The 12499-nt window shown below is 70.7% G+C and carries 13 protein-coding genes; 8 read left to right on the top strand and 5 right to left on the bottom strand.

Annotated elements, in window-relative coordinates; genetic code table 11:
• Positions 1-60 precede the first annotated feature (60 nt).
• Positions 61-342 carry a GlsB/YeaQ/YmgE family stress response membrane protein gene (locus tag ABZT06_RS06230; RefSeq protein ID WP_355735648.1) on the top strand — a complete coding sequence of 94 codons (282 nt, stop codon included), beginning with the start codon at positions 61-63 and terminating at the stop codon, positions 340-342.
• A gap of 63 nt (positions 343-405) precedes the next feature.
• On the opposite strand, the gene tyrS is transcribed toward ABZT06_RS06230, so the two are convergent.
• The 3 genes from tyrS to ABZT06_RS06215 are packed head-to-tail and all read right to left on the bottom strand — an operon-like array spanning position 406 to position 4646.
• A complete protein-coding gene (tyrS, locus tag ABZT06_RS06225) occupies positions 406-1674 on the bottom strand; it encodes a tyrosine--tRNA ligase (RefSeq protein WP_355735645.1) in 1269 nt (422 codons plus the stop codon).
• A 57-nt stretch (positions 1675-1731) separates the two neighbouring features.
• Positions 1732-3126, bottom strand: a complete 1395-nt coding sequence (locus tag ABZT06_RS06220) for a metallopeptidase TldD-related protein (protein ID WP_355735642.1) — start codon at positions 3124-3126, stop codon at positions 1732-1734.
• Positions 3123-4646, bottom strand: a complete 1524-nt coding sequence (locus tag ABZT06_RS06215; RefSeq protein ID WP_355735639.1) for a TldD/PmbA family protein — start codon at positions 4644-4646, stop codon at positions 3123-3125. Before ABZT06_RS06215 ends, ABZT06_RS06220 begins: the two co-directional genes overlap by 4 nt.
• A gap of 267 nt (positions 4647-4913) precedes the next feature.
• On the opposite strand from ABZT06_RS06215, the gene fabG reads away from it, so the two are divergent.
• The 3 genes from fabG (at position 4914) to ABZT06_RS06200 (ending at position 6951) form a co-directional block, all read left to right on the top strand.
• Positions 4914-5633 carry a 3-oxoacyl-[acyl-carrier-protein] reductase gene (gene fabG / locus ABZT06_RS06210; RefSeq protein ID WP_355735636.1) on the top strand — a complete coding sequence of 240 codons (720 nt, stop codon included), beginning with the start codon at positions 4914-4916 and terminating at the stop codon, positions 5631-5633.
• A gap of 5 nt (positions 5634-5638) precedes the next feature.
• Positions 5639-6406 (top strand): enoyl-ACP reductase FabI, encoded by a 768-nt coding sequence (gene fabI / locus ABZT06_RS06205; RefSeq protein WP_355735633.1) that lies wholly within the window; start codon positions 5639-5641, stop codon positions 6404-6406.
• 176 nt (positions 6407-6582) lie between these two features.
• The gene (locus ABZT06_RS06200) at positions 6583-6951 is read left to right on the top strand and encodes a hypothetical protein (RefSeq protein WP_355735630.1); all 369 of its coding nucleotides are present in this window, start codon (positions 6583-6585) and stop codon (positions 6949-6951) included.
• On the opposite strand, the gene ABZT06_RS06195 is transcribed toward ABZT06_RS06200, so the two are convergent.
• A complete protein-coding gene (locus ABZT06_RS06195) occupies positions 6926-7621 on the bottom strand; it encodes a FadR/GntR family transcriptional regulator (RefSeq protein WP_355735627.1) in 696 nt (231 codons plus the stop codon). The genes ABZT06_RS06200 and ABZT06_RS06195 overlap by 26 nt on opposite strands.
• Positions 7622-7691: 70 nt before the next feature.
• On the opposite strand from ABZT06_RS06195, the gene ABZT06_RS06190 reads away from it, so the two are divergent.
• The 4 genes from ABZT06_RS06190 to ABZT06_RS06175 all read left to right on the top strand — a co-directional run bounded on the left by ABZT06_RS06190 (position 7692) and on the right by ABZT06_RS06175 (position 10170).
• Positions 7692-9038 (top strand): CynX/NimT family MFS transporter, encoded by a 1347-nt coding sequence (locus tag ABZT06_RS06190; protein ID WP_355735624.1) that lies wholly within the window; start codon positions 7692-7694, stop codon positions 9036-9038.
• A gap of 48 nt (positions 9039-9086) precedes the next feature.
• On the top strand, positions 9087-9203 hold the full coding sequence (locus ABZT06_RS06185; RefSeq protein WP_352390406.1) for an SGM_5486 family transporter-associated protein: 117 nt from the start codon (positions 9087-9089) through the stop codon (positions 9201-9203).
• A gap of 176 nt (positions 9204-9379) precedes the next feature.
• Positions 9380-9586, top strand: a complete 207-nt coding sequence (locus ABZT06_RS06180) for a hypothetical protein (RefSeq protein ID WP_355735620.1) — start codon at positions 9380-9382, stop codon at positions 9584-9586.
• Positions 9587-9651: 65 nt separating this feature from the next.
• Positions 9652-10170, top strand: a complete 519-nt coding sequence (locus ABZT06_RS06175; RefSeq protein WP_355735617.1) for a histidine phosphatase family protein — start codon at positions 9652-9654, stop codon at positions 10168-10170.
• Between the two features lie 112 nt (positions 10171-10282).
• Here the strand turns inward: ABZT06_RS06175 and serB are convergent, their stop codons facing one another.
• Positions 10283-11497 carry a phosphoserine phosphatase SerB gene (serB, locus tag ABZT06_RS06170; RefSeq protein WP_355735615.1) on the bottom strand — a complete coding sequence of 405 codons (1215 nt, stop codon included), beginning with the start codon at positions 11495-11497 and terminating at the stop codon, positions 10283-10285.
• Positions 11498-12499 lie beyond the last annotated feature (1002 nt).

Raw genomic sequence — 12499 nt, 5'->3', positions numbered from 1 at the left:
TAGTGCGAACGGACCGACACTGGCCGTAATGCTCACGTAGAGCCGTACGAGGAGGCAGCCATGGGCTGGTTGTGGGCGATCATCGTGGGATTCGTGCTGGGCCTGATCGCGAAGGCGATCATCCCCGGCAAGCAGCACAGTCCCCTCTGGCTGACCACCATCTTCGGCATGCTCGGCGCCATCGCCGGCAACGCCATGGCTCGCGGGTTCGGCGTGGACGAGACGCCCGGCATCGACTGGAGCCGCCACGCCTTCCAGCTCATCGCCGCGATCATCATCGTCGCCGTCGGCGACATGCTCTACGTGGCGACGCTGGGCAAGAGGAAACAGCGGCGGGCCTGAGAGCCGTACGACGAAGGGGGCGCCCTCTGTGAGGAGGGGCGCCCCCTTCTGCCGTGCCGAGACCTAAGCGGACGTGACCTCGACCGCGGCCAGGTTCTTCTTGCCCCGGCGCAGCACCAGCCAGCGACCGTGCAGCAGGTCCTCCCTGGCGGGTACGGCGTCCTCGGCCGCGACCTTGACGTTGTTCACGTAGGCCCCGCCCTCCTTCACCGTGCGCCGCGCGGCCGACTTGCTGGCCACCAGGCCGACCTCGGCGAACAGATCCACCACCGCACCGAGCTCGGAGACCTGGATGTGCGGTACCTCCGAGAGCGCGGCGGTCAGCGTCCGCTCGTCCAGTTCCGCCAGCTCACCCTGCCCGAAGAGCGCCTTCGAGGCGGCGATCACCGCGGCCGTCTGGTCGGCGCCGTGCACCAGCGTCGTCAGCTCCTCCGCCAGCGCCCGCTGGGCGGCCCGGGCCTGCGGACGCTCCTCGGTCTGCTTCTCCAGCTCCTCCAGCTCCTCGCGGGACCTGAAGGACAGGATGCGCAGGTACGTCGAGATGTCCCGGTCGTCCACGTTCAGCCAGAACTGGTAGAACGCGTACGGCGTCGTCATCTCCGGGTCGAGCCAGACGGCGCCGCCCTCGGTCTTGCCGAACTTGGTGCCGTCCGCCTTGACCATCAGCGGCGTGGCCAGACAGTGCACGGAGGCGTCGGGCTCCAGCCGGTGGATCAGGTCCAGCCCTGCCGTGAGGTTGCCCCACTGGTCGCTGCCGCCCTGCTGGAGCGTGCAGCCGTACCGCCGGTACAGCTCGAGGAAGTCCATGCCCTGGAGCAGCTGGTAGCTGAACTCCGTGTAGCTGATGCCCTCCTGGGACTCCAGCCGGCGTGCGACCGAGTCCTTGGTGAGCATCTTGTTGACGCGGAAGTGCTTGCCGATGTCCCGCAGGAACTCGATGGCCGACATCCCGGCCGTCCAGTCCAGGTTGTTCACCATGACCGCGGCGTTCTCGCCCTCGAAGGACAGGAACGGCTCGATCTGCCCGCGCAGCCGGGTCACCCAGTTCGCGACCGTCTCCGGGTCGTTCAGCGTGCGCTCCGCGGTGGGGCGCGGGTCGCCGATCTGGCCGGTCGCCCCGCCCACCAGCGCCAGCGGGCGCAGACCGGCCTGCTGGAGCCGGCGCATGGTGAGGACCTGCACCAGGTGGCCGACGTGGAGACTGGCCGCGGTGGGGTCGAAACCGCAATAGAACGTGACGGGACCGTCCGCGAGCGCCTTGCGCAAAGCGTCCTCGTCAGTGGACAGGGCCCACAGCCCACGCCACTTCAGCTCGTCGACGATGTCCGTCACGGTTCTCGTATCTCCTCGAAAGGTCCTCGGGCAGTCGAGTGACTACCGGCTACGAGGTTATACGCCCTGACTGACAGAACTCATATTGAAATCCGGTACCCGCAGCGCCGGCATGGCGGCCCTCGTGAAGTAGTCGCTCCACTCCCTCGGCAGCGTCTTCTCCGTCCGCCCCGCCTCCGTCGCCCGCCCCAGCACGCCGACCGGCGACTCGTTGAACCGGAAGTTGTTGACCTCGCCGGTCACCTCGCCGTTCTCGACGAGATACACGCCGTCCCGGGTCAGCCCGGTCAGCAGCAGCGTCGCCGGGTCGACCTCGCGGATGTACCAGAGGCAGGTCAGCAGCAGCCCGCGCGTGGTGTTCGCGACCATCTCCTCCAGGGAGAGGTCCGAGCCGCCGTCGAGGACGAGGTTGCCGGCCGCCGGGGCGACGGGCAGCCCGGTCAGGCCCGCGCCGTGCCGGGTGGTCATCAGATGCGCCAGCTCGCCCTCGCGGATCCAGTCGGTGGCCGCGACCGGCAGACCGTTGTCGAACACCGACTGGTCGCCCCCGGAGGAGTGCGCGACCACGAAGGGCGCGGACTCCAGGCCGGGCTCGTTCGGGTCGCTGCGCAGGGTCAGCGGCAGCTCGGTCAGCCTCTCGCCGACCCGGGTGCCGCCGCCGGGCTTGGAGAACACCGTCCGCCCCTCGGTCGCGTCCCGCCCGGACGCGGACCACAGCTGGTAGATCAGCAGGTCGGCGACCGCGGTCGGCGGCAGCAGCGTCTCGTACCGCCCCGCGGGCAGCGGGACGCGCCGCTCGGCCCATCCGAGGCGTACGGCGAGCTCGGCGTCCAGCGCCGCCGGGTCGACGTCCTTGAAGTCCCGCGTGGAGCGTCCGGCCCAGGCCGAGCGGGTGCGGTCCGGTGACTTGGCGTTGAGCTCCAACGTGCCGTTCGGCTGGTCGTGGCGCAGCCGCAGCCCCGTGGACGTGCCCAGGTACGTCGAGACGAGCTCGTGGTTGGCGAAGCCGTACAGCTCGCGGCCGCCCGCACGCGCGCGTGCGAAGGACTCGCCGAGCGCCGGCGCGAAGTCGGCGAAGACGGCCGAGGAGGTCTCGGTGGGCGCGTCCGTGAAGTCGGGGGACTCCGGTACGCCCGTGACCAGCGGCTGAGCGTCCTCGGCGGGCGCGGCGCCGCGCGCGGCGGCCTCGGCGGCCCGCACCAGCGGCTCCAGCTCGTCCGCGGTCACCGCGGACCGGGAGACGACACCGGAGGCGGTGCCCTCCTTGCCGTCGACGGTCGCGATGACCGTGAGCGTGCGCCCGCGCGTGACGCCGTTCGTGGTGAGCGCGTTGCCCGCCCAGCGCAGGTTGGCGGTCGACTGCTCATCGGCGATCACGACACAACCGTCGGCCCGGGACAGCGCGAGTGCCTGCTCGACGATCTCGTGCGGCTTGTTGGTACGCGGGCTCATCGACCGGCCTCCTGCGTGGTGTTCAGAATGTTGACGCCCTTGAAGAGGGCCGAGGGGCAGCCGTGCGACACCGCCGCGACCTGTCCCGGCTGGGCCTTGCCGCAGTTGAAGGCGCCGCCGAGCACGTAGGTCTGCGGGCCGCCCACGGCGGCCATCGAGCCCCAGAAGTCGGTGGTGGTCGCCTGGTAGGCGACGTCCCGCAGCTGCCCGGTGATCCGCCCGTTCTCGATCCTGAAGAACCGCTGACCGGTGAACTGGAAGTTGTAGCGCTGCATGTCGATCGACCAGGACCGGTCCCCGACGACGTAGATGCCGCGGTCCACGCTGCCGATGAGATCCTCCGTCGACATGCCCGCCGGGTCCGGCTGCAACGACACGTTGGCCATGCGCTGCACCGGGACATGCTCGGGGGAGTCGGCGTAGGCGCACCCGTTGGACCGCTCGAACCCGGTCAGCTTCGCGATCCGCCGGTCCAGCTGGTAGCCGACGAGGGTGCCGTCCTTCACCAGATCCCAGGACTGGCCCTCGACGCCCTCGTCGTCGTAGCCGATGGTCGCGAGGCCGTGCTCGGCGGTGCGGTCACCGGTGACGTTCATCAGCTCGGAGCCGTAGCGCAGCTTGCCGAGCTGGTCGAAGGTGGCGAAGGAGGTGCCGGCGTAGGCGGCCTCGTAGCCGAGGGCGCGGTCCAGCTCGGTGGCGTGGCCGATGGACTCGTGGATGGTCAGCCACAGGTTGGACGGGTCGACGACGAGGTCGTACAGCCCCGCCTCGACGCTGGGCGCCCGCATCTTCTCGGCGAGCAGCTCCGGGATCTGCTCCAGTTCGCTCTCCCAGTCCCAGCCGGTGCCCGTGAGGTACTCCCAGCCGCGTCCGACCGGCGGCGCGATGGTCCGCATGGAGTCGAACTCGCCGCTGGACTCGTCGACCGACACGGCGGTCAGCTGCGGGTGCAGCCGGACCCGCTGCTGCGTGGTCACCGTGCCCGCGGTGTCGGCGTAGAACTTGTTCTCGTGCACGGTGAGCAGCGAGGCGTCGACATGGTTGACCCCGTGCGCCCCCAGCAGCCGCGCGCTCCAGTCCGCGAGCAGCGCCGCCTTCTCCTCGTCGGGCACGGAGAACGGATCGATCTCGTACGAGGAGATCCAGGTCCGGTCGGCGTGCACGGGCTCTTCGGCCAGCTCGACGCGCTCGTCGGACCCGGCCGCGCGGATCACCTGGGCGGAGAGCTTCGCCATGGCCACGGCCTGCGAGGCGACCTTGGCGGCGGAGTCCAGCGTCAGGTCCACGCCCGACGCGAAGCCCCAGGTGCCGCCGTGCACGACCCGCACCGCGTACCCGAGGTCGGTGGTGTCCGAGGACCCGGACGGCTTGGCGTCCCGCAGCCGCCAGGACGCGCTGCGCACCCGCTCGAACCGGAAGTCCGCGTGCTCGGCCCCGAGCGCACGCGCGCGTGCCAGCGCGGCGTCGGCGAGGGCACGTAGGGGAAGCGCTGTGAAGGCTTCGTCGATCGTATGAGGCACCTGGGTCTCTTCCTGTCCTGTTGTAGTGAGCGTCCGGCATGAGGGTGGGCGACGGCTGCTCCGATCATGTCGCGGTGACCGGCGCGCGGACCACACGTTTGGGACCGCTGCCGGCATCTTTCTGTAGGGACCCGACAGCGAGTCCCGTAAGCCACTGTCGGTGCCCGAATGTCCTCGGGAGGGAGTGGCCCGATAGGTTTTCGGAGAAGCCGCCTGCCATCCACGGTGTTCGGGCGGGTGTCAGACCCCTATGGAAAGGGTGATCCGTTGAGCCGCTCGGTTCTCGTCACCGGAGGCAACCGGGGCATCGGCCTCGCCATCGCCCGCGCATTCGCCGATGCCGGCGACAAGGTCGCCATCACGTACCGCTCGGGTGAGCCGCCGGCCGCCCTGACGGAATTGGGCTGCCTGGCCGTCAAGTGCGACATCACCGACACCGAGCAGGTGGAGCAGGCATACAAGGAGATCGAGGCCGAGCACGGCCCGGTCGAGGTCCTGATCGCCAACGCCGGCATCACCAAGGACCAGCTCCTGATGCGGATGTCCGAGGAGGACTTCACCTCGGTCGTCGACACCAACCTCACCGGCACCTTCCGCGTGGTCAAGCGCGCCAACCGCGGCATGCTGCGCGCCAAGAAGGGCCGGGTCGTCCTGATCTCCTCGGTCGTCGGCCTCTACGGCGGCCCCGGCCAGGCCAACTACGCCGCCTCCAAGGCCGCCCTGGTCGGCTTCGCCCGCTCGCTCGCCCGTGAGCTGGGCTCGCGCAACATCACCTTCAACGTCGTCGCGCCCGGCTTCGTCGACACCGACATGACCAAGGTGCTCACCGACGAGCAGCGCGAGGGCATCGTGAAGCAGGTGCCGCTCGGTCGTTACGCGCAGCCCGAGGAGGTCGCCGCGACGGTGCGGTTCCTCGCCTCGGACGACGCCTCGTACATCACTGGAGCCGTCATCCCCGTTGACGGCGGACTGGGAATGGGTCACTGAACACCATGAGCGGAATTCTCGAGGGCAAGCGCGTCCTGATCACCGGTGTGCTGATGGAGTCCTCCATCGCCTTCCACGCCGCCAAGCTGGCCCAGGAGCAGGGCGCGGAGATCATCCTGACCGCGTTCCCGCGGCCCACGCTGACCGAGCGCATCGCCAGGAAGCTCCCCAAGCCCACCAAGGTCATCGAGCTCGACGTGACCAACGACGAGCACATGGGCCGCCTGGCCGACGTCGTCGGCGAGGAGCTCGGCGGCCTCGACGGCGTCGTGCACTCCATCGGCTTCGCGCCGCAGGATGCGCTCGGCGGCAACTTCCTGAACACGCCGTTCGAGTCGGTCGCCACGGCCATGCACGTCTCGGCGTACTCCCTGAAGTCGCTCACCATGGCCTGCCTGCCGCTGATGCAGAACGGCGGCTCGGTCGTCGGCCTCACCTTCGACGCGCAGTACGCGTGGCCGCAGTACGACTGGATGGGCCCGGCCAAGGCCGCCCTGGAGGCCACCAGCCGTTACATCGCCCGTGACCTGGGCAAGCAGAACATCCGCTGCAACCTCATCTCCGCCGGTCCGATCGGCTCCATGGCCGCCAAGTCCATCCCGGGCTTCAGCGACCTGGCCGCCGTGTGGGACGACCGCTCCCCGCTGGAGTGGGACCTCAAGGACCCGGAGCCGGCCGGCAAGGGCATCGTCGCCCTGCTGAGCGACTGGTTCCCGAAGACCACGGGCGAGATCATCCACGTGGACGGCGGCCTGCACGCGATCGGCGCCTGACGCGTCCGTGGAGGCGCTTCCGCTGGGGCACTTCTGCTGAGGGCCCGCACCTGTCACGGGTGCGGGCCCTCACCCGTTCGGCCCACCAGGCCGGGCGCGCACCTGCCACAACTGGGCACGCTGGATCACGCGTTCACCCGTGATTCCCTCCCCAGTACGGCCGAGGAGGTCCCCTTGTGCGCCTGTCCCGCAGTCTGGCCTCAGTGACCGCAGCCGTCTGTCTCGTGATGTCCATGTCGTCCGAAGCGATGTCGGACGAAGCGACGTCGCACCCACGCGTGGAGGCGCCCGGAGCCGCCGCTTCGGAGCTCTTCGGAGCCTCCTGCCGCAGCAGGGTCACCGGCTCCCATGTGACCACCTACTGCCACAACCCCTATCCGCGCACCGACGGCGTCCGCCTGCACATCGAGTGCGACCGCTGGTGGGACCTCGACACCGACGGCGCCGAGGTCGGGGTCGGGCCCGCGCAGACCGTGCGGCTGACCGGCCGGTGCTGGAAAGAGGTCCGCTCGGTGTGGGTCAGCCACCGGAAGCTGGCGCGCTGAATCGTCCCGGACGGCACAGGAAGGGATAGCCGGCCGCCTCCTCGGCAGCCGCCGAAGCGTCGCCCGCGCGGATCGCGTCGACGAGCCGCGTGTGGTCCATGTACGTCTCCGGGGTCAGCTCCTCGCCGACGTCCTCGCGCAGCCAGTCCCGCAGCACCTCTCCGAGGTCCGCGTACATCTCGGTCATCACGTCGTTGTGCGAGGCGGCCACCACGGCCAGGTGGAAGGTGGCGTCCGCCGTCACGAAGGCCTCCGCATCGCCCGACTCCCAGGCCTCCTCGCGCCGCACCAGGAGCGCGTCGAGCTGCTTGAGGTCCTTCTCGGTGCGCCGCTCGGCGGCCAGCCGCGCGGCGGACGACTCCAGGGTGGAGCGCAGCTCGGCGATGTGCCGGGGGTCCGCGTCGGCGAACCTGCGGTGCATCACGCCCGCCAGCTCACTGGTCGCCACGACGTACGTCCCCGAGCCCTGGCGGATGGCCAGCAGACCGTTGTGCGCGAGTGCCCTGACGGCCTCGCGGACGGTGTTGCGGGCGACCCCCAGCTGCTCGACCAGCTCGGGCTCCGTCGGGATCCGGGAGCCGACCGGCCACTCACCCGAGGTGATCTGGTTGCGCAGCGCGGCGATGACCTGCTCGGACAGCGCCGAGCGACGCGGATGGCTCAGGGGCATGGCACACCTTCGCACGGGCGGGACGACGGCGGACGTCCCGGGGATGGACAACCAATCATCCCATGATTCTATGATGGGGGACATGGCAAGCGAGGAAACCCGGACAGTGAAGTCCACGAGCGCACGCATATCCGCGACCCCACCCGGAGAAGCACCTCTGGCGCCCGCCACACGCGCGTGGGCGGTGCGCCTGGTCGTCGTCGGCATCGTGCTGTCCGCCCTCAACCTCCGCCCCGCCATCACCAGCCTCGGCGCCCTCCTCGAAGAGGTCCGTGACGGACTCGGCATGAGCGGCAGCATGGCCGGCCTGCTCACCTCGGTGCCCCCGCTGTGCTTCGCCGTCTTCGGCGTCACCGCACCGCGTCTGGCCCGCCGCTTCGGCGCGGGCGCGGTCGTGTGCGCGGGCATGGTCGCCATCACCGCGGGCCTGCTCATACGGCCGTACACGGGCTCCACGGCGGGCTTCCTGGCCGCCAGCGCCCTCACCCTCATGGGCATCGCCGTCAGCAACGTCCTGATGCCGGTCATCGTCAAGCGCTGGTTCCCGGACCGGGTCGGCTCCATGACCGGCCTGTACTCGATGGCCCTGGCCCTCGGCACCGCGTCGGCGGCCGCCGTGACCGTTCCGGTGACCGAGGCGCTGGGCGGGAGCTGGCAGTCCGGGCTCGCGGTGTGGGCGGGGCTGGCCGCGGCGGCCGTACTGCCGTGGATTCCGCTCGTACGGGACCGGGGGCCCGCGTCGACGGAGCCGAAGGCGGACCGGAGCGTGCACACGCGTGTGGACGGCGCCGGACCCGTCCGGCACGTGCACGCACGCGTGGAGCCGCCCGTGCTGCGGATCACCCGGAGCCGGACCGCCTGGGCGCTCGCCGTCTTCTTCGGGCTCCAGGCCACCGCCGCCTACATCACCATGGGCTGGATGGCGCAGATCTTCCGGGACGCGGGTGTGCCCGCGAGCACCGCCGGCCTGCTGCTGGCCGTCACGATGGTGATGGGCGTCCCGCTGGCCTTCGTCATCCCGCGCGTGGCCACGAGGCTGCCGCACCAGGGCCCGATCGTGATCGCGCTCGGGGTCTGCGGACTCGTCGGATACGCGGGCCTGTACCTCGCCCCCGCCGCCGGTGCCTGGGCCTGGGCCGTCCTGCTCGGCGTCTCCAACTGCGCCTTCCCACTGGCCCTCACCATGGTCGGGATGCGTGCCAGAACGGGCGCGGGCGTCGCCCAGCTGTCCGCGTTCGCGCAGAGCACCGGCTATCTGATCTCCATCCCGGGACCGCTCCTGGTGGGCGTGCTCTACCAGCACAGCGGCGGCTGGGGCCTGCCGATCGCGCTCATGATCGGCCTGATGGTCCCGCAGATGGCGGTCGGTGTGCTGGCGGGCCGCGACCGTACGGTGGAGGAAGAGGCGGCCCGCTGAGCTCACCCCGGCAGGCTGGGTAAGAGACCGGGGTGCGAGACTGGCCATATGCCAGTGCTCGACCCGAACCCCCAGAACGGCCAGAAGAAGATGCTGCTGGTCTTCGGCTCGTTCTTCGCCATCTTCATCATCATCGCGATCATCGCGACGATCGCCTCGCCCTGACCCGGCCACCCGCTCCCCGGTGCGACGGTGGGGTTAACCCCCCTGTCCCCTAGGGGGCGAGTGTCAGGGTCAACTGGGTGGATCACCGGATGGGTTGAGGGCCGCCGGTTCCGTAACTTCGAGATGTGACCGCGAGAAGCGGATCACGGAGGACTCGAAGACCAGCGGAGGCATTCATGTCGGCCCCTACGCACACCCCGCCCCACCCGGCGTCCCGGGGCGGCGTCGACATCCGGCTGCCCTGGTGGGCGCTCGCACTGCCGACGCTCGCCTTCGTCGTCCTCCTGGCGCTCATCCTCAACCCCTCCGACGCGCACGCGGCCTCCGGTGACCCCGTCGTCACCCAGTTCCTGGAGCGCGTACAGCAGCTCATAACGCGCTGAGCACCCGCGAAGCCGCCTGCCAACTCCCTGCGCCCCATGGCCTGTTTCATGCGAAGCTGGATCCCATGAGCGTCGCAGATCCCCGCAGGATTGTCCTTTTCCGGCATGCGAAAGCCGACTGGCCGCAGGTGGCCGACCACGAGCGGCCGCTCGCCGACCGGGGCCGAAAAGATGCAGCGGAAGCCGGACTACGGCTGGTCGACTCCGGCATCCCCTTCGACCTGGCCCTCTGCTCCACCGCGACCCGGACCCGTGAGACCTGGAAGCTCGCCGTGCAGGAGTTCCCGCACCGGCCGAAAACGGTCTACGAGGAGCGGATCTACGAGGCCTCCCCCGGCGAGCTGATCGCCGTGCTGAACGAGACGCCGGACGACCTGCACAACGCCGTCCTGATCGGCCACAACCCGGGTGTGCAGGGCCTCGCCGACATCCTCGCGGGCGCCGCCGAAGGGGACGCACGCCAGCGGATGAGCAGCCGGGGCTTCCCCGCCGCAGCCTTCGCCGTCCTGACGTTCAGCGGCCCCTGGAAGGCCCTGGAGCCCGGCGTGGCCACCCTCGTCGACTACTGGGCGCCGACCGACTGACGACGACCCCTCACTCGCACGCGACACGGCTGGGCCCGGCACCGTGGTGGTGCCGGGCCCAGCCGATCCGTCGTCCTGCTGATCGGTCGTCCCGCCGATCCGCCGTCGGGGGTCAGTCCTCCTCGTGCGCGTCCGCCGCCTCGACCTCTTCGCGGGTGACGCCCAGCAGATACAGCACCGTGTCGAGGAAGGGCACGTTCACCGCGGTGTGCGCGGCCTCCCGCACCACCGGCTTGGCGTTGAAGGCGACCCCGAGCCCGGCCGCGTTCAGCATGTCCAGGTCGTTGGCGCCGTCACCGATCGCCACCGTCTGGGACAGCGGCACCCCCGCCTCGGCGGCGAACCGGCGCAGCAGCCGCGCCTTGCCCGCGCGGTCCACGATCTCCCCGGTGACCTTGCCGGTGAGCTTCCCGTCGACGATCTCCAGCGTGTTGGCCTGGGCGAAGTCCAGCCCGAGTCGTTCCTTCAGATCATCGGTGACCTGGGTGAACCCGCCCGAGACGACACCGACTTGGAAGCCGAGCCGCTTCAGCGTACGGATGAGGGTGCGCGCGCCCGGCGTCAGCCGTACTTCGGAACGCACCTTGTCGACGACCGAGGCGTCCAGCCCCTCCAACAGCGCCACGCGCGCGTGGAGCGACTGCTCGAAGTCCAGCTCACCGCGCATTGCGGCCGCGGTCACCTCGGCGACCTCGCCCTCGCAGCCGGCGTGCGCGGCGAAGAGCTCGATCACCTCGTCCTGGATGAGCGTGGAATCCACGTCCATGACGACCAGCCGCTGGGCCCTGCGATGCAGACCGGCGGCCACGACGGCCACGTCCACGCCGAACTTGGCGGCGTCCGTCACCAGGGCGGTGCGCAGCGGCTCGGTCTCCACGCCGGACACCGCGAACTCGACGGCCGTCACCGGGTACTTGGCCAGCCGGAAGATACGGTCGATGTTGCCGCCCGCCTTGGCGATCTTGGCGGCGATCGCTGCGGTGGCCTCCGCGGTGAGCGGGTGACCGAGCACGGTGACCAGGGAACGTCCCAGCCCTCGGGGCCGGTTGTCACCGAGACCGGAGATGATCTCCGCCTGCATCTTGATCGACTCGGCCCAGCTGTGGACGGTCGCCCGCAGATCGCCCTCCAGCGCGCGCGGCGGCGCGGTCACGAGCGCGCACAGCACCATCCGGCCACGCGTGACGACCTGCTCGATGTCGACCACGTCGACGGAGTAGGCGGCGAGGGTGTCGAAGAGGCCGGCCGTGATGCCCGGCCTGTCCTTCCCGAAGATCTTGACGAGAAGGGTGGGGACGTCGGAGGACGAGGTCTGCTCAGCGCTCATGGTGCTCCCACCGTATCCGGCACCCAGTGCCTTCTGCTCGCGCGGTCCGTCTGACGGACACGGAACACTCGGTGTCGAGCGGGTGGCGAGATCCTTACGGGCGGGCCACCGTGCCGGGTCAGCGCCGCCCCTTCGGCTTCCCGGGTGGCGGTGGCGGTGGGGGTGGGGGAGGAGGAGGCGGTGGCGGCGACTGCCGGCCCTCGTCCCCGGAGGACGGTCGGCGGGCGCCGGGCCGCTGCCTGGGAGGTCGTTGCGGTGGACGAGGGGGCTGGTCGATCGGGCGGGCCATCGTCGGGGCGCCGTAGACGTCGTCGTTGTCGGGCGGCGGTGCACCGTCAGGCCGACGTGGTCCGTCCCAACGCCGAGCGCTCTCCTCCGGAGGCCGGCCGCTGCCCTCGGCCCCCTCCTCCTGCCCGTACCCACCGGACGATCGCGGCGTCTGCCCAGGCGGCACTCCACCCGCCGCTCCAGAACCTCCCGGTCCCGGCTCTCCTCGACGATTCTCACCGCGGCCCCCGCGTCCACCGCTCTCCGCTTCCGGCTCCCCCCGATGATCCTCACCGCGCGGCCCGCGCCTGGCCCCCTCACGACCCGGCGCCCGCCGGTCAGCTCCGGGCGCTCGCCCGTCGCCACCGGGCCGCGCATCCTCCGGCTCCCGCAACTCCTCCGGGACCCGCAGGTACGGGTTGGTAGCCGGATTGGGTGGCCGATAAGACGCACCGGGCACATACGGCCCGGCCTCACCGCCGTACGCCGACGCCTCACCCCCGTATGGCCCACCCTCACCGCGACCCCTCCCGGCTTCAACGCTCCCCGACTCCACCTCGCCACCGGGCCGCCCGGCGTGGCCGCTTTGCGCCTGTGCGTCGTCACTGGGCCACGGTGTCTCGCCGGGGTAGGCCCTGGCCTCGCCACCGGGCCGCCCGGCGTGGCCGCTTTGCGCCTGTGCGTCGTCACTGGGCCACGGTGTCTCGCCGGGGTAGGCCCTGGCCTCGCCACCGG

The sequence above is a fragment of the Streptomyces sp. NPDC005483 genome (genome assembly GCF_040606035.1).
GTDB lineage: Bacteria > Actinomycetota > Actinomycetes > Streptomycetales > Streptomycetaceae > Streptomyces.
The sequence above is the reverse complement of the archived record's forward strand: the minus strand, read 5'-3'. Positions and strand labels throughout refer to the sequence as shown.